Origin of the sequence: Cypionkella psychrotolerans (assembly GCF_001294535.1) — a bacterium.
Lineage (GTDB): Bacteria > Pseudomonadota > Alphaproteobacteria > Rhodobacterales > Rhodobacteraceae > Cypionkella > Cypionkella psychrotolerans.
In genome coordinates, this window is record NZ_LGIC01000006.1 from 92477 (window position 1) to 108959 (window position 16483).

General features: G+C 61.6%; 19 protein-coding genes. 6 read left to right on the top strand and 13 right to left on the bottom strand.

Features of this window, described 5'->3' with window-relative positions; genetic code table 11:
- Positions 1 to 69 precede the first annotated feature (69 nt).
- On the top strand, positions 70 to 1149 hold the full coding sequence (locus AKV04_RS00930) for a L,D-transpeptidase (protein WP_054004602.1): 1080 nt from the start codon (positions 70 to 72) through the stop codon (positions 1147 to 1149).
- A gap of 75 nt (positions 1150 to 1224) precedes the next feature.
- Here AKV04_RS00930 and AKV04_RS00935 read toward each other — a convergent pair whose 3' ends face one another.
- The 3 genes from AKV04_RS00935 to AKV04_RS00945 all read right to left on the bottom strand — a co-directional run bounded on the left by AKV04_RS00935 (position 1225) and on the right by AKV04_RS00945 (position 3058).
- Positions 1225 to 1908, bottom strand: a complete 684-nt coding sequence (locus tag AKV04_RS00935) for a D-lyxose/D-mannose family sugar isomerase (protein ID WP_054004603.1) — start codon at positions 1906 to 1908, stop codon at positions 1225 to 1227.
- A 112-nt stretch (positions 1909 to 2020) separates the two neighbouring features.
- A complete protein-coding gene (locus AKV04_RS00940; RefSeq protein ID WP_054004604.1) occupies positions 2021 to 2248 on the bottom strand; it encodes a hypothetical protein in 228 nt (75 codons plus the stop codon).
- A gap of 33 nt (positions 2249 to 2281) precedes the next feature.
- A complete protein-coding gene (locus AKV04_RS00945) occupies positions 2282 to 3058 on the bottom strand; it encodes a gamma-glutamyl-gamma-aminobutyrate hydrolase family protein (protein WP_054004605.1) in 777 nt (258 codons plus the stop codon).
- Between the two features lie 277 nt (positions 3059 to 3335).
- Between AKV04_RS00945 and AKV04_RS00950 the strand changes: the two genes are divergently transcribed.
- Positions 3336 to 4013, top strand: coding sequence for a DMT family transporter (locus AKV04_RS00950; RefSeq protein WP_054004606.1), 678 nt, complete (start codon positions 3336 to 3338; stop codon positions 4011 to 4013).
- Position 4014: 1 nt separating this feature from the next.
- On the top strand, positions 4015 to 4167 hold the full coding sequence (locus AKV04_RS25940; protein ID WP_162232812.1) for a hypothetical protein: 153 nt from the start codon (positions 4015 to 4017) through the stop codon (positions 4165 to 4167).
- A gap of 172 nt (positions 4168 to 4339) precedes the next feature.
- Here AKV04_RS25940 and AKV04_RS00955 read toward each other — a convergent pair whose 3' ends face one another.
- From AKV04_RS00955 to AKV04_RS00965, 3 genes are all read right to left on the bottom strand, one after another.
- Positions 4340 to 5095: a Stf0 family sulfotransferase gene (locus AKV04_RS00955; protein WP_235815493.1), complete on the bottom strand. Its 756-nt coding sequence runs from the start codon at positions 5093 to 5095 to the stop codon at positions 4340 to 4342.
- 206 nt (positions 5096 to 5301) lie between these two features.
- On the bottom strand, positions 5302 to 5727 hold the full coding sequence (locus AKV04_RS00960; RefSeq protein ID WP_054004608.1) for a GFA family protein: 426 nt from the start codon (positions 5725 to 5727) through the stop codon (positions 5302 to 5304).
- Between the two features lie 392 nt (positions 5728 to 6119).
- A complete protein-coding gene (locus AKV04_RS00965) occupies positions 6120 to 7328 on the bottom strand; it encodes a pyridoxal-phosphate-dependent aminotransferase family protein (protein ID WP_054004718.1) in 1209 nt (402 codons plus the stop codon).
- 155 nt (positions 7329 to 7483) lie between these two features.
- On the opposite strand from AKV04_RS00965, the gene AKV04_RS00970 reads away from it, so the two are divergent.
- Entirely contained in the window at positions 7484 to 9235 is a 1752-nt protein-coding gene (locus AKV04_RS00970) for an ABC transporter ATP-binding protein (protein WP_054004609.1), read from the top strand.
- A gap of 3 nt (positions 9236 to 9238) precedes the next feature.
- The gene (ygfZ, locus tag AKV04_RS00975; protein WP_054004610.1) at positions 9239 to 9988 is read left to right on the top strand and encodes a CAF17-like 4Fe-4S cluster assembly/insertion protein YgfZ; all 750 of its coding nucleotides are present in this window, start codon (positions 9239 to 9241) and stop codon (positions 9986 to 9988) included.
- A gap of 77 nt (positions 9989 to 10065) precedes the next feature.
- Here ygfZ and AKV04_RS00980 read toward each other — a convergent pair whose 3' ends face one another.
- Together AKV04_RS00980 and efp are read right to left on the bottom strand one after the other, a co-directional pair.
- Entirely contained in the window at positions 10066 to 10881 is an 816-nt protein-coding gene (locus tag AKV04_RS00980) for an inositol monophosphatase family protein (protein ID WP_054004719.1), read from the bottom strand.
- Between the two features lie 70 nt (positions 10882 to 10951).
- Positions 10952 to 11515 carry an elongation factor P gene (gene efp, locus AKV04_RS00985; RefSeq protein ID WP_054004611.1) on the bottom strand — a complete coding sequence of 188 codons (564 nt, stop codon included), beginning with the start codon at positions 11513 to 11515 and terminating at the stop codon, positions 10952 to 10954.
- A 216-nt stretch (positions 11516 to 11731) separates the two neighbouring features.
- Between efp and AKV04_RS00990 the strand changes: the two genes are divergently transcribed.
- Positions 11732 to 12058: a DUF6280 family protein gene (locus AKV04_RS00990; RefSeq protein ID WP_054004612.1), complete on the top strand. Its 327-nt coding sequence runs from the start codon at positions 11732 to 11734 to the stop codon at positions 12056 to 12058.
- A 112-nt stretch (positions 12059 to 12170) separates the two neighbouring features.
- Here the strand turns inward: AKV04_RS00990 and AKV04_RS00995 are convergent, their stop codons facing one another.
- The 5 genes from AKV04_RS00995 to AKV04_RS26830 form a co-directional block, all read right to left on the bottom strand.
- Complete coding sequence (locus AKV04_RS00995) at positions 12171 to 13010, bottom strand: hypothetical protein (RefSeq protein WP_054004613.1); 840 nt, start codon at positions 13008 to 13010, stop codon at positions 12171 to 12173.
- A 189-nt stretch (positions 13011 to 13199) separates the two neighbouring features.
- Entirely contained in the window at positions 13200 to 14591 is a 1392-nt protein-coding gene (locus AKV04_RS01000) for a TolC family outer membrane protein (protein WP_054004614.1), read from the bottom strand.
- A gap of 76 nt (positions 14592 to 14667) precedes the next feature.
- On the bottom strand, positions 14668 to 15306 hold the full coding sequence (locus AKV04_RS01005; protein ID WP_054004615.1) for a protein-L-isoaspartate O-methyltransferase family protein: 639 nt from the start codon (positions 15304 to 15306) through the stop codon (positions 14668 to 14670).
- Positions 15307 to 15415: 109 nt separating this feature from the next.
- Positions 15416 to 15763 (bottom strand): hypothetical protein, encoded by a 348-nt coding sequence (locus AKV04_RS26825; protein WP_235815494.1) that lies wholly within the window; start codon positions 15761 to 15763, stop codon positions 15416 to 15418.
- Positions 15764 to 15775: 12 nt separating this feature from the next.
- On the bottom strand, positions 15776 to 16390 hold the full coding sequence (locus AKV04_RS26830) for a hypothetical protein (protein WP_235815495.1): 615 nt from the start codon (positions 16388 to 16390) through the stop codon (positions 15776 to 15778).
- Positions 16391 to 16483: the final 93 nt, after the last annotated feature.

A 16483-nucleotide genomic window follows, 5' to 3' on the forward strand; every position in this document is an offset into this window, starting at 1 on the left:
CCACTAGCGTCTTTACAAGAGAATCTGGGCGGCACCTCTCTGCCGCCCCATTTTGTGATAGGCTGACGGATGCGTTTTTTGACGGTTAAACTTCTGGCAGCGACAGCTTTGTCGCTGACACTCGCGGCCTGCGTGCCGGGCACAACCCTTCCCGGAGCGCCCGCCGCTGTCGCACAAGCCCCGGTGCCAACCGACAATGCGCTGCATTATGCGGGCGTCAGCGATGACGGCAAAACTGTGCCGACGGTGCCGGTCGAGAAAGTGCCGCCGGAATTCCAGGTGCAGCAGGTCGATTATACCAGCGCCGAAGCGGTCGGCACCATCATCATCGCGCCGTCAGAGCGCCACCTCTATTATGTCAACGGCAAGAACACCGCGCTGCGCTACGGCATCGCTGTCGGTCGGGCGGGCTTCCAATGGGCAGGCGTCGCCAATATCACCAGCCGCACGCATTGGCCGAAATGGACGCCGCCGCCAGAAATGATCGACCGTCACCCCGAGCTTGCGAAATGGGAAAAGGGCCAGCCCGGCGGGCCGACCAACCCGCTGGGCGCGCGGGCTTTGTATCTGACCACCAATGGGGTGGATTACGGCTACCGCATCCACGGCACACCCGAATGGTTTTCGATCGGCAAAAACGCCTCGTCCGGCTGTATCCGCATGATCAACCAAGACGTGATGGATCTCTACAACCGCGTGCAGGATGGCGCCAAGGTTGTGGTGCTGAACGCCGACGGCAGCTATCCCGACAAACTGAAACTGCCGCCGCCTGCGCCGAAGAAGAAAAAACCCGCACCCGCCCCGGTTGAGGCCGTGGCCCCCGTGCTGAGCGCGACCCCAACCATGCTACCGGGTGCCACGACCTTGCCCGCAGCACCTGCGGCGACAATTACCCCGGCTGAGGCATCGCCTGCCGCAACCGTGGCCCCGGATGCGACCATGGCTCCCGCCGCGACGATGGCCCCTGCGGCAGCGACCACCGCTCCGGCGGCAACTGCTCCAGTGGTTACAGCGCCCGATGCAACCGCTCCCGTGGCGACAACGCCAGCAGTGACCGCTCCGGCAGCGACAACAGCGCCTGCGGTGACGGCTCCAGCCCCTGCCGTCTGCGCCGTGCCCTTGGTCAACGGCCTCTGCCCACAGCCGTAAGCGGAACACCCCAGCCAACAAAAAAACCCGCCTCAGACTGAGGCGGGTTTTTTCATGCTTAGATTTCCGACAGGCTCACAACCACTTATCGTAATCGCTGACCAGCAGATGCGTCGGCGCGACGTCTTCCTCAATATCGGCAAAGCGCCCAATCGGTTCGCGGAACACGTTGTCAGTGACATCGTCGTTCACCGTCGAGACCTCGCCGATCAACACATCACCGCCCTCGCCCCAGAACGCATGCCAATCGCCCGGCATCAGCGTCACAGATTCCCCCGGCGCGAGTTTCAGCTTGTCGCCCGGCTTGTAAGGCCGCTCAATACCATCGCAATGCACCAGCCCACCGCGATCCGCCGCCCAGTTGCCTTTGTCGTCCGAACCATAAAGTTCAACCACCAAAGTCGCCCCGCCCCGGTTGATGATATCCTCGGCCTTAATGACATGGGTGTGCATCGGCGACAGCTGATCCTGCCGCGAAATCAATAGCTTCTCGGCATAGCACATGCCGCCGCCGCGTTGCAGATCAGCGAGTGAGCCGTTGCGCAAGGTGAACAAAAATAGCCCCATCTGATCAAAGCGGCCTTGGCCGTAATCGGTGATGTCCCAGCCACAACGGCCCTCAATCACCCGCGATGCAATCGGTTTATTCGCCTTGAACTCATTCGGCGACCAGTTGGCAAACGGCGGCAAGACAAAGCCATAATGGCGCACCATATCCTCTGCCCCAGCCATAATCTCATTAATACGCGACCGCTTCATCTTCACCCTCCCAAGAATCTGCCCGCAGTATACCGCCAATGTTTGCGCCAACAACGGCAAACCGGGCGCGGAATTCGCGCGAATTCCGGCACGATTTTCGCGCGAAAATCGCCTACGTTAAACGCCGGATCGGTTCATTGTTGCAGAAAATCACAAACTGCCCGGCATTTTCTACCACCGGAAATCCCCGCCGCTTGGCTTCGCTCAGAAATGCCTCACGTCCAATGTAACGCTCGACATCCCGAACCTTACGCCGGACAATCGCGCCACTCATCGCAGCTTGAGAGCCAAACAGCTCCAAGAAAAATTGCTGAGGACTGATCGGGGGCAAAGCGGACATGCAAACATCCTGCCGCGCTTTGGTTAAAAATCCCTAAACGCGCACCGCCCAAGCCCGCACCGCATCACCAAACGCGGTGAACAACGGCCGCGACACCGGATCATTCGCCGCATTCCACTCCGGGTGCCACTGCACCGACAGCGTAAACCCCGGCGCGCCCTGCACATACAAAGCCTCCGGCGTGCCATCCGGTGCCACGCCGTCAATCACAATCCGGCCGCCCACCCGCGCCACACCCTGCCCGTGCAGCGTATTGGTCATCACCTCAGACGCCCCCATCAGCCGCGCAAACACCCCGCCTTCGGTGAATTTCACCACATGGCGGTGCGCGAACACCTCCTCCATCGTGCCATCCGGCGGCATCCGGTGGTTCAACCGCCCCGGCAGATCGCGGATCTCGGGGTAAAGCGAGCCGCCCATCGCCACATTGACCTCTTGAAACCCCCGGCACACACCCAAAAACGGCTGGCCACTTTCCACACAAGCCCGGATCAGCGGCAACGTGATCGCATCACGCCCGCGGTCAAAGGCGCCATGCGCCGGGGTTTCCGGCTCGCCATATTCATCGGGATGCACATTGGGCCGCCCGCCGGTCAACAAAAATCCATCACAGACCGCCATCAGATCAGCGACCGAGACAAACCTAGGATCAGCCGGCACGATAAGCGGCACACAGCCCGCCACCTCCGCCACCGCTTCCGAGTTGATATGCCCGGCGGCATGCACCTCATAGCGCTCATTCATGGTATGGGCGTTGCCGATGATCCCGACAACGGGGCGGCGCGCGGCATTTGACGTAGCGGAGGGCATGACGGGCCTGCATTGCAATTTCACCCTATCATAGCAGCGCCCCCGGCAGGGTGAAGGCCGAAACTCCCCGCAACCGGGCTCCATCCGCAAATCCGCGTGATTTTTAAGCAGACCGCCCGAAACCGTAGCACAACAGCCATCCGCCACAACCGGAACCTATAGTCTCAACCCAAGCCCATCCCCGGCAGAATGTCGCAAACAGGCTGGACCGCCGCAGCCCGCGCCCCTAGACAGAACCAAACGCCCCTCCGGGCAATCCGCTGCAGGACGCCAGACCATGCCCCGCCCGCCCACCGCGCCGCTGATTGGCGTTGCCTTCATGCTGGGGGCGATGGCCAGCCTGCCTTTCATCGACGTGTTCGCCAAGTTCCTCGGCCAGCAAGGCGTGCCGGTGCTGCAAATAGTCTGGGCCCGGCTCAGCGTCGGCGCGCTGGTGGCCCTGCCCTTCGCGCTCAGCCATCGCGGCCCAAAAGGCCTGATCCCCGACCGCCCAGTCTATCACGGATTGCGCGCCACCTTCCTGATCCTCGCCACCTTCTGCTTCTTTCTATCGCTGAAATTCCTGCCGATCGCCGATGCGCTGGCGATCTTCTTCGTGCAGCCGCTGGTGGTTACGGTGCTGTCGGCACTGGTGCTGAAAGAAGCCGTGCCGCGCAACCGCTGGGCCGCCGTCGCCGTGGGCTTTGCGGGCACCTTGATCATCATCCGCCCCGGCTTTGTCGCCCTCAATCCCGGCAGCCTGTTGGCCCTCGCCGCAGGCACCTTCCTTGCGATCTATTTCGTGATGACCCGCCACATCTCGGGCCGCGCCCCCGCCATGGTCACCACCTTCCAAACCAATGCGGTGGGTGCGGTGTTTCTCAGCCTCGCGATGCCCTTCATCTGGCACACTCCAACGCCCGGCCAATGGCTGATGTGCGCAGGCCTCGCTGCTCGCCCCATTGGCTTATACTGAGATGGTGGTCGCCACCGTCGTCGGCTGGTATTTCTTCGGCGATTTCCCCGATTCCCTGACCTTCCTCGGCGTCGCCGTGCTGATCGCCTGCGCGCTTTACATCACGCTGACCGAGCGCAACCGCACCACACCCGATGCGATAGAGCAGCCGTGATTTCTTCATGTAATAGATGAGTTTCTGGCAACAAGATACTGATGTAGAACAACCATATCCGATCATCCAATGCACTTCCGGCTTTCACATTGGCTTAAATATCCCCGCCGGAGGCGCACATCTCCGCAAACACTGCATTAGAATACCATTCCCCCAGCACCATAAACCTGTGCTAGCCCTGCGCCGCCAGATCCAGCCGATACTGCCGCATCCAGTCCGTACTCACCGCATCCGCCAGTTTCGCTACCCCCGGTCGCAAACTGGCCGCGACAGGCTCCACCACGCCCAAAGCCGCACAAATCCGCGCCACCTCTGCCACCGGATCGGCAGCGAGGCTGTCATAGGAAATCCGCAACGGCGCAATGCCCTGCGCTGCAAACCAGTGCAACCAAGCCGCATCGAGCGCCTGCAACTCCGCCACCACCGCCCTGATCCGCGCGAAATCATACCGAGGCTTTTGCGGCGGCGACAGCCGCTCCGCCTCCGACCCATCCGGCCCGATATGCCACAACCCGCTCTGCTCGGCTTTGATCAAGGACACCGCCTGCGCCAGCTTGTCCGCACGGCTCAGATGCACAAACAGCACCTCGCCAAACGCCGCCCGCAGCCGTGCGCGGTCCGAAGCCAGCCCCGGATAAACCGCGCCAATCATCCGCGCCACGTCGCCCAGATTCTCCCGCATCAACCGCAAGCCAAACACTCCGGTCTGCCCCGAACCCGCCTTGATCGCAGCGGCCAAATACGCCGCACCATAAGCCGCGTCGCTCAGATCACTACGCTCCGGCAAGTCCCAAGCCCGTGCCCAAACCGGGTCCACATCGCGCATAAAAAACGAATCCGGCGCGCCCGCCGCTTTCGTCGCCGCCAACACATCACACAGCAACGTGCTGCCACTGCGCGGCGTGCCACAGATGATATAGCTTTTCACCAGAACTTGCCTCTCTCTGCAGGCTCCCAGATACGCCGCCAGCCTGACAGTTGAAGACCTGTATCGCTGCCCGGAAAAACCAACTCCAGGAGTTGCTCTCTTAGAAATACTCCCGCCGGAGGCTCCCCCATGACGTCAAAGCCCCTCGCTCCGCAGCCATCGCCCGGCAGCGCGGCCGAGGCCGCCCCGCCGTCTCAAACACCCGCTCAGGTCTTTGAGAACCGCAACACCCCCGCCACCCGGTCGCCGCCGCCAGCATCCGAAGGGTGCGCCACCCCGTTCATCACCAAAACCTCAGCGAAATCAAATAGCGACATCCCCGCAATGCAGGCCACATTGACGCCAAACTGTCCGGGGTCCGACCTGCGCTGATGATGGGTATAGATGCCGCAGGTCTTGCAGAAATAATGCCGCGCCACCTTGGTGTTGAACTGGTAAAGGCTCAAATTTTCCTCGCCCTGCACAAACACAATCTCGCCAACCTGCGCCGAGACCACAACCGCCCCGCGCATCCGACACAGCGAACAATCACAGCGCCGCGCGCTGGCAACCCCATCGCTCAGCCGCAGCCGAAACTGCACCGCCCCGCAATGGCAGGCCGCATCCAACATCCCGCCCGCTTCATGAGTCATCGCACCAACTGCCCTTGCGTGCCAACAGGTTAGAGCGGTTGAGGATTCTCAGAAATCGAAAAACGCGGCCCCGCACGCCCCGCGACCGCATTTTTCGACCCCTGTGCTTTCCGTGAAACCCAAAGCCGCCCAGCCCGACACAATAAAACCAAAGCCCTCAATCTCGCCAGCATTTGCTCTTTGTCAAATACTCCCCGCGGAGCGGCCTCCATCAATGCCAATCACAAGGCCGCAAACCCGCCCTCCGGCAGCGCGGTCGAGCGCCCCCTCGATGGGGGCCGAGACCGCCCCCGGTTCAGGCCACGCCCAGCAAAGGTTAAGACTATGTGAACGACCCAAGGCTAACCCCTTGAAATCCCATACGCACAAACCTGTCCACGCGCGGACAGCCCTCAAACCCCGGCCCCCGCCGCAACCACCCGCGCCGCTGCCGCCAAGGCCCCGCCCCCATGCGGGATATCCAAGGCGATCATCCCGGCCTCCATCACTGCCAGCGCCCCCAAAGTCATATGGGCGTTCACATGCCCCATATGCGCCACTCGCAGAAAACCGTGATAAGCTGGGTCCGAACTCGGAGCCATGCCAAGCCCGATCCCCAAAGTCACCCCGGCGCGGTGCTCGCACCATTCCCGCAGCCGCGTCGCATGGGGTGCGCCAAACCGCGCCGCCGTCACCGACCGCCCGCGATCCGCAGGATCGGCCACATTCATCCCGATCGCCGGATTTCCCGCCGCCCAACAGTCAAACGCCGCCCAAACCGTCCGCGCCAGACAATCATGCCGCGCCCAGACCGCAGGCAGCCCCTCCTCGCCAATCATCGTCAAAGCCTCGCGCAGCCCATAAAGATGATGCGTCGGCGCGGTGCCGTTCCAAAGCTGCCAGAACTCCTCACCATCAGCCCGAGGTTCCCAATTCCAATACGGCGTGCGCAAATCCGCCCCCACCGTCATCGCCCGCGCCTTGTCCGAGAACCAGATGAACCCCATCCCCGGCGGCGTCATCAGCCCCTTCTGGCTGGCCGCCACCGTGACATCGACACCCCAATCATCCATCCGATATTCATCGCACCCCAGAGACGCGATGCAGTCCACCGCCAGCAGAGCGCCATGCCCGGCAGCGTCCATCACCGCCCGCAACTCTGCCACATCCGTCCGAATGGTCGAGGCCGTATCCACTTGCGTCGTCAGCACCGCCTTGATCCGGCCCGCCTTATCCGCCCGCAGAACCGCCTCTACCCGCGCCATATCGACCGGTGTGGATTTGCCGAAGTCCAGCACTTCCACATCAATCCCCATCGCCCGCGCCGAATTCGCCCAGCTGAGCCCAAACTGCCCGGTCGCAAGCACCAACGCCTTCTCGCCGCGCGAAAACATATTGGCGTTCGCCGCCTCCCAGACCGCATGGCCATTGCCGATATAGGCCGCAACCGAAGCTTTGGTCCCCGCCAGCGCCTTCAGATCGGGCCAAAGCGAGGCCACCAGATCATACAAAGCCCCCTCATAGATGTTCGGCGCCGCCCGGTGCATCGCGGCCAACACCCGGTCGGGCATCACGGAAGGGCCCGGAATGGCAAGGTAAGGACGGCCGTTGGCTAGGGTCATGTCAGGCTCCAAATACAAACCTGACATGGCTACCCGGACCGATATGCCGCGTCAATCGCCAGCGGCAACGCCCCGCCCGCAGCCGCAGCTACGCTTGCCCTCACCGCCTGCGCAAGCTAGACCAAACCAGCCATTCGCAATCGAAAGTGCCTGTCTTGACCAAAACCAATCCCAGTCAGCATGGGCCCAGCCTGCTCCGGCGATTTTGGTCAAGCTATATCCATCAGCACACATGGGGCATCCTGCTGTGTCTCTTGCTGATGATCATCGAGGGCAGCGCGCTTGGCGGCCTATCTTACCTGCTGAAACCGCTGTTTGACGTGGTGTTCACCCCGGGGGGCGAGGCGGCGCTCTATGGCGTCGGCTTTGCGATTTTTGGCCTGTTTGCCACCCGCGCCTTCACCGTGGTGGTGTCGCGCACGCTGATCTGGTCGATCTCGCAGCGGGTTTCTGCGGCAATGCAATCCGACCTTTTGCGCCATATCCTGACACTGGATGCGCCGTTCTTTCAAACCAACCCGCCCGGCGTGCTGATCGAGCGCGTACAGGGCGACACAGGTGCGGTGCAAGGCATCTGGAGCGCCTTGGTCACCGGCATTGGCCGCGATCTTTTGGGGCTGATCACATTGCTGGCCGTGGCAGTCTCGATTGATCTGCGCTGGACACTGGCAGCGCTGATCGGCGCACCCTTGCTGATCCTGCCCGCCGCGATGTTGCAGCGCTATGTCCGGCGCAAATCAAATGAGTTGCGCGATCAGGCAGGCCAGCGCGCCACAAGGTTGGACGAGATTTTTCACGGCATCAATGCGGTCAAGCTGAACCGGATGGAAGATTACCAAACCGGGCGCTTCCGCACGGTGTTGAAGTCGATCCGCCGCGCCGAGGTACGCTCGATCTTCGCGCGCAGCCTGATGCCGGGGATGATTGATCTGGTCACGGGCCTTGGCTTTTTCGCTGTGCTGCTGATGGCGGGGGATGAGATTTCCTCGGGCCAGCGCACCACCGGCGATTTCATGTCGTTCTTCACCGCGATGTCGCTGACCTTCCAACCGCTGCGCCGCCTGGGTGAGATGTCTGGCACCTGGCAAGTCGCCTCCGCCAGTCTGGAGCGGATCTACGCGCTGTTTGACGCCCGCCCCGCCTATCCCCGCCCCGCAGTCAGCCTTGCGCTGCCCGCCCCCGGGGCGCCGGAAATCCGCTTCGAGGACGTCAGCTTCGCGCATGGCGACCAAGCCGTGCTGCGCGGTCTTTCGTTCACCGCCGAGGCGGGCAAGACCACAGCGCTGGTCGGCTCGTCTGGGGCAGGCAAGAGTACGGTGTTCCACCTGCTGACTGGCCTTTTGGAACCCGCCAGTGGCCTCATCCGCATCGGCGGTGTGGCCGCTTCTGGCCTCGCTTTGGCCGATCAACGCGCGCTGTTTGCCACCGTGACGCAAGACTCGGCGCTGTTTGATGAGACTTTGGCAGAGAACATCGCTTTGGGCCGCATAGTCGCGCCCGATGCGCTGGACGCCGCCCTGCGCGCCGCCCATGTCGCGGATTTTCTGGCCTTGCTGGCGCGCGGCGTTGATACCCCGGTCGGCCCGCGCGGCTCTGCCCTGTCGGGCGGCCAGCGTCAGCGCGTGGCGATTGCCCGCGCTTTGGTGCAGGATGCGCCGGTTCTGCTGCTGGATGAGGCCACCTCGGCCTTGGATGCGCAATCGGAATCCATCGTGGCCGAAGCCCTCGCGCTTGGCAGCCAAGGCCGCACCACTTTGGTGATCGCCCACCGCCTCGCCACCGTCCGAGATGCCGACAAAATCGTGGTGATGGACCATGGCAGGGTTGCGGAAACCGGCACACATGACCAACTTCTGGCACAGGGCGGGCTTTATGCCGGGCTCTACCGCTTGCAATTCAAGGACTAACCTATGTTGGGCGAAACCGCCGCCGACCGTCGCGTCTATACCGTCACCGGGGCGGATCGGCTGACCTTCCTGCAAGGCATGGTCAGCAATGACGTGCTGCCTTTGGCGCGCGGCGATGGCATGGTTTGGGCGGCGCTGTTGACACCGCAAGGCAAGTACCTCGCCGATTTCCTGCTGGTGGCGCAAAGCGACCGCCTGCTGTTGGACATCAAAGACAGCATTGCCGAGACCACAATTCGCCGCCTCTCGATGTACCGCCTGCGCGCCGATGTACAGTTTGCGGCCACCGAACTGAGTGTGACGCGCGGCTTGGGTGAGGCCCCAGCGGATGCCCTCCCCGACCCGCGCCACCCCGCCCTCGGCTGGCGTGCTTACGGGCCCTCAGGCAGCGCCCCCAGCATCGACTGGGACGCCATCCGCGTCGCCCATTGCATCCCCGAAACTGGCATCGAGCTGGTCCCCGACGACAGCTACCTGCTGGAATCCGGCTTTGAACGCCTGCACGGCGTCGATTTCCGCAAAGGCTGCTATGTCGGCCAAGAAGTCACCGCCCGGATGAAGCACAAGACCGAGCTGAAAAAGGGCCTGATCACCGTCAGCATTGAGGGCGAGGCCCAGGCAGGCACGCCGATCCTGCAAGGCGAGAAACCCGCAGGCACTTTGTTCACGCAAAGCCAAGGCCGCGCCATTGCCTACCTGCGCTTTGATCGCGCCGAAAACCTCACCGCAGGCAGCGCCAAAATCTCGCTATAAAATCCTGCCCTGAGGTCATCCTCTGTGCTCAAATATCCCCGCCGGAGGCACCTTAGGCCACAGCCAGCGTCCAAGCCTCAACCCGCCAACGCCGCATAATCCGTTGCCACCCGGCTCCAAGTCGCTTCCGAATTGGCCACCAGCAACACCCCAGCCCTGCGCGCCAGATCATACGCGGCGCCATCCAGAAACCGCGCCACGCCGCCCGCCGCCTGCACCGCCAGCACGCCTGCGGCATGGTCCCACGGATGCGGCTGGGGCCCCGAGATCACAAACTCGACATGCCCCTGCGCCATCAGCCGATACTCATGGCACGAACAGCGCAAACTGGTCACGCGGCCATAAGACAACCCCGCCAGCACCGCCGCCCGCTTTCGATCCGCCGCAAACAGCCCCACCGGAATGAAGCCGCACATCTGCGCCGGATCGCTGACCCCAGACACCGCCAACACCTGCGCCCGCCCATCCGCCTGTACGAACCGCGCAGGCCCGCCCGCCCTCACCTCAACCCAATCATCCAGCAAAGGATCATACAGCAGCCCATATTGCGCCACGCCGTCCTGCACCGCCACCGCGATCATGCCAAAGGTCGAGATGCCCTTGGCGAAATTCCAAGTGCCATCGACCGGATCGACGATCACCTGCCACCCCGCACCCGCCATCGCAGCGCGAAGGCTTGGATCAGCCGCAACCGCTTCTTCGCCCAGCACCCGCGCCTCTGGCCAAGTTTCTGCCAAAATCGCCCCAATCAAAGCCTCGGCTTCGGTATCCGCCACCGTCACCAGATCGGCAAAATCGGTTTTCTGAGAAATCTGATCCGCGCCCAAGGTCCGAAATCGCGGCAACACCGCCGCCTTGCCCGCCGCCCGCACCGCTTGCAAAATCACATCCATCGCAGCCCCCAAAACAAAAGGCCGCCCCAAAAGGACGGCCCCAAATCCTTCACCAAACAATCGCCAGACCTTACGCCCGCTCAGAATATTCCATCAACTCGGTATGCACGATGATATCTTCATCCGGGCCGATGAACGGCGGGATCATGATGCGCACGCCGTTGTCCAAGATCGCGGGCTTGAAGCTGTTCGCCGCGGTCTGGCCCTTTTGCACAGGCTCGGTATCGACCACCTTGCAGCGCACCTTCTGCGGCAGGCTGACGTTCAGCGGCTCTTCGCCGTAATAGTTCACCGTCGCCATCATGCCATCTTGCAAGAAGGGGCGACGGTCGCCCAGCAATTCGGCATCAATTTCAACTTGCTCGTAAGTCTCAGAGTCCATGAACACCAAGCGGCCGTCGGTCTCATACAGAAACTGCTGGTCCTTATTCTCCAACTCGACCCTTTCAACCTTGTCTTCCGAACGGAACCGCTCGTTCAACTTGCGGCCATCGCGCAGGTTTTTCAGCTCTACCTGAGCGAAAGCGCCACCCTTACCCGGTTTGACATGGTTGACCTTGACCGCAGCCCAAAGTCCGCCGTCATGCTCCATGATGAAGCCCGGTTTGATTTCGTTTCCGTTGATCTTCGGCATTTGTGGTAAAACCTTATCAAAAGGTTGAAGTTAAAGAAGCGCCCCCTATATAGCGTGTTACGTTTGCAAGCAAGACGACTAGATACGGTAGATACTCTCGACAGCCATGCTGTTAGCGCATGACAGATATGCGAAAGTTGACCCCCCGAATCGTTATCAAAACGTTACAAGCGCGGAAGTTACGGAAATACAAGAGCAAGAAAAAAGGACGATGTGATGTTGGATACGGTTGACAGCACAGCCTTCAACTTTGAGCAAGGCCAGCGGGCGCGCAAGCTTTTTGCGGCGGTGGTTTTGGCTGCTTTGGATGATGCCATTGCAGATGACAAGAAATATGGCAACGGCCCCGATCAAATCGCCCGTTGGGCACGTTCGCGCGATGGCCGCGAAGTGTTGTCCTGTTCTGGCATTGACCCGAACGAACGGGTGGTCAAAGGGCTGATGGAATTTGTCTCGAAGGGCGTGCGCACCTCGGTTGCGCTGTCGCGCGAAGAATCCGAGCGCCGTCATGCGCTGGAGCTGGAACATGCAGAAGCGGCGTAAGCCGTCTCTGCCTTAAGAATACAAAAACGCGCCTTTTGGCGCGTTTTTTATTTAGCATCATTGGGTTGCGGTCAGCCCCAGCCTATTCAAACTTGGCCTGCTCAACCTGAGCCTATTCAAACTCTTGCGCCGCCAGCGCCCGTGCGATTTCCGCCCGCACCAGCTTGCGAATATTCCGGGTGATCCGCCCGCCCATTTTGCCCGCAAGTTCTTCGCGCAGCATGTCGCGCACCAATTCGCGCAGCACATCTTCGTCAAACCGCATCGCCTGATCGAACGAGTCGTCGTCCGCCGCATCCGGCTCGGCGAGTGCCGCCAGCACGCTGGCTTCGGCAGCATCGGCCCAGACCGGATCAGGCTCTACCGTGCCGTGCAGCGGCGCGGCGGCGGCCTCAGCCTCATCGTCCTGCGCGATCTCATCTTCTTGCGCCCAAGCCGGAGTTTGCGCAGGGGCCGCCGTCTCAGCCGCGTGATACTCAAAGTGATCATTCAGCGCGGCGTCTTGCCTATCCGTCGCCAGAAGCGCCTCGGCATCATCCAAAGTGTCCTCAGCAGGCAACGACCATGGATTGGCTAAAGCCATATCCGGCTGTGGCGCAGAGTCGCCGATTTCCGCTTCCCAATCATCCGGGCTTGCGTCGACCGCAGCACCTACGCTGGCCACAACATCGCCCAAACCACTGCGGGGGGTATCAAGTGGGGCATTCATCAGGTTTGAGCGCGGCACCGCCACGAACATCGGCAGCGGGTCGGCCACAACGGCAGGCATCGGGGCTGCAACAGGATCGGGCAGCTCGGCCTCGGTCTGCACCACCCGCAACGCCGGGGTCAGGATCAGTTTATCCCCCGCAGCCACTGCCAGCTTTGGGGCGGGCCGCATGTCATCCGACACCAGCCTGCGGATAGAGGACAACACATCCTCAATCTCGGTCGAACTCAACGGCTCTGACATCAACGGCGCCCTACGCATTTCAAACTCAGCTATTCATCGTCAGTCTAGCGACAGAAGCCACGCATGACAAGGAATTGGCGCATTACCGAGAACGATCAAGCGGATAGACTGCCGACGAGTTTAACGAAAACGGCCCCCGCACCGCATCCGGGCAGGGGCCGCTTACACCTTAAGCAGATCTGAAACGGCTCAGTTGCCGATTTTCTCCAGAATCTTGTCCAGCCGCTTGCCGCGCGTCGAGGTCAGCGGGGCTTTCTTGACGGCGTTGTAATAGGCTTCTGGATCGTAGGTGGTGATGCCAAGGTTCAACTGATCCGCCGTCAACTGCCCCATGGTGGACAGCAGTTGATACACACCAACATAGCGGCTGGCTTCCGATTGTAGCTTGGCCGCCCGCGCGTTCAGCAATTCCTGTTCGGCGTTCAGCACGTCCAAAGTGGTACGCGCGCCCAAAGTGGCTTCCTCGCGCACGCCGTCAAACGCCTTTTGCGCCGCCGTCACCTGCAAGCCACCGGCTTGGATTGAGGCCTGCTGCACCATCACGTTCGACCATGCTTGGCCGACCCCTTCGGACACATCAACCACGGCCTGCAACTGCGCCGCAGCGGATGCTTCTTTGCCCGCCAGAGCCTGCCGATACAAAGCCGAGCGTTCGCCGCCCTGATAGATCGTGTCGCTGAACTTGACGCCCGCGACGGTATTGCCCGACCCCGACTGCCAGTCCTCGCTGACAGTGAGAGAGCTGCTGACCGTTGGCAGGAACGCAGCTTCGGCGATCTTGACCCGAATGTCCGAGATTTTCACCTCATGCCCGGCCTGTTTGATCACCGGATGGTTGCGCACCGCAATCGCGCGCGCGGCATCTTCCGATTTGGCGGCAAACGGTAGCTTCGGCAGGCCAGCCAGCTTGCCGGGATAATGACCAATCGCCGCCTTATAGCGCTCGCGCGCCACTTCCAGCGCGCCTTGCGCCGCAGCCAGACCCGATTGCGCCGCAGCCCGCCGCGCTTCGGCCAAAGACACATCGGTCAGCGTGACTTCGCCCACGTCAAAACGGTCTTTTGCCGCCTGCAATTCTTGGCTGATCAGCCGCACGTTGGATTCGCGCAATGCCACGATTTCCGCCTGCAAGCGCATGTCGACATAGGCCGAAACCGCGGCCAACAACACTTGTTGCTCGACATTCACCAAAGCTTCACGCGTCGACAGCACACTTTCCCGCGCCACATCGACCGCCATCTTGCCGCGCCCGCCCGCATAGATCAGGAACGTCGCACTCAGCTGCGCCGAAGCATCGGTGGATGCGGTATAAAACGGCCCGCGCGTGCCAAAGCGGTCGGTAGAAAAGGCGTAATCCAGCTTGGTCCATGTCGCCTGCGTCGCAAAGCTGATCACCGGACGCAGCTGCGCCAAGGCCACCGCAGCGCTTTCATCCGCAGCCCGCAGCACCGCCTGATTTTTATCCAGCAAATGCGAGGTTTTATAGGCCGAGATCAGCGCATCCGCCAAAGTCTCGGACCGTGCGGCGGGGGCCGCCATCATCGCCGCCGTCACCGCCACTGCTGCCCAGAACTTCTGCATCACGACCTCATATTTAGCTGCGCGTTTTGCGCTTGTTGTCAGCGGCCAGACCCGGTCCGGCCGCCACGTCTATTGTTCACAGCGCAAAGGCCGCAGCCTTGGCAAATCCCGGCAAGATCGGCGCCGTGGCGTTAAATGAAAACCGCCACGTCACCCGACCCTCAGCCTTATGGCCGATCTTCACCGATCCCAGCGCGCCCTGCATGAAGATCGCGGCAATCCGACCGCCTTCGGCGAGCTGCGCGAGCAGGGCCTCGGGCACATCCTGCACCCCGCCTTCGATCAGGATCACATCATACGACCCCGCCGAGCCCGCCTCCAGCGGTCCCGTGACGACCGAGACATTGCCCGCGCCCAAAGTCGCCTGCGCCGCACCCGCCAGCCCCGCATCGGCCTCAACCATCACCACCGAGGCCAGCATCCGCCCCAGCACCGCAGCGCCATAGCCCAAACCACCCGCGATATACAAAGCGCGATCGGTGGGTTGCACGTCCAGCGCGTCCAGCATCTTGGCCAAAGTGCGGGCTTCCACCATCACCCGACCCGCGCCAATCTCAAGGTTTTCCCCGACATACGCCGCCTCGGATTTTGAGTGCGGCACATAGGCCTCGCGCGGCACCGCAAGCATCGCTGCGATAATCGGAAATTTTGTGACATCGGAGGGGCGCACCTGAGTGTCGACCATCATCACGCGGCGGGCAGAAAAATCGCTCATATGGCTAAACTCACCAGTCTAGATTGCGTCTCTTTTGTCTTGCCACATCTGACCCGACAGAGCAACGCCCCATCGCATCCGCGCATAGATTGTGACGGGGTGTTGCCCGTTAGACTGCGGGTGTGCCGCTAAATTTGGCACCCGCCCAAGTTGCCGCCCGTGTGCCCAACTCTTTGAATTTCACAGTTGCAGCCTCCAATTTGCCCCGCCAAACCGGATCAGGCTGCTGGCCTTTGGTCACCTCGAAGAACACCTGCAACAGACACGCAATCGCAAACGGCTCAATCAGCGCCGCTTTCACCGCCCAAGCGAACAGAATGGCAAACACAAATCCGCCCGCCGACCATGATCCGGGGATCAGATAAACCACCACAGCCGCCGGGGCCAGCATCACCAGAAACACCACGAACGACAGCCCATAGCTGAACAGGGTCAGCCAAGCCGCATTGATCAACAAGGGCTTGGCGTTCTACGCGTAAAGCACCAAACCATCCTGCGCCGAGGCCCAAGGATCTTCGGCGCGCGTCTTGATCCCATGCGCCAAAATCACCTCATCGACCAGCCCGACCGAGACTTTCAGATAGGCGCGCACCACCCCCATCATCTGATCAACCCCGGGGATCGGTAGGATATTCAGGATGCCTTGGATCAGCCCGGTGATCACCCCGACCACGCCTTTGATCAGCCGATCCAGCGCAAAAAGCGCCGAGGCTTCGCCAAACCGCGCCTTCACCACCGCCGTCGCGTGTTCAATCTGCCCGCGCCCGCCCGGCACCTGCCCGCCCTGCATGATCTCGACCATCACCGCGATGTGGCCCGCCTTCACGATGTAAAGAATGTAGTCGCGCAGGAAAAACAGCACCCCCGCCGCCGCCGCAAAGCCAAACAACCCGCCGTAAAAGGTCGAATTGATCTGAAAATCGCCATCGCCAAACGCGCCGACACCCCAACCAATCCCCGCCCCCGTGCCCGTCGCCAGAATGAACGCTGCCGAGATGCCAAAATACACGATCACTCGGAACAGCACAAAAGGTGCTGTCTTGCGCATCAGGCCAAGCGCCTGCGTCATCGAAAAATCCCACATATCCGTCTCCAAATGAACTGCCTAAAACCGGGCCAGAATTTGCCGAGCAGGCCTGCAATGCAAGGAAATTTATCGACGGCTGTTTCAAAGAAA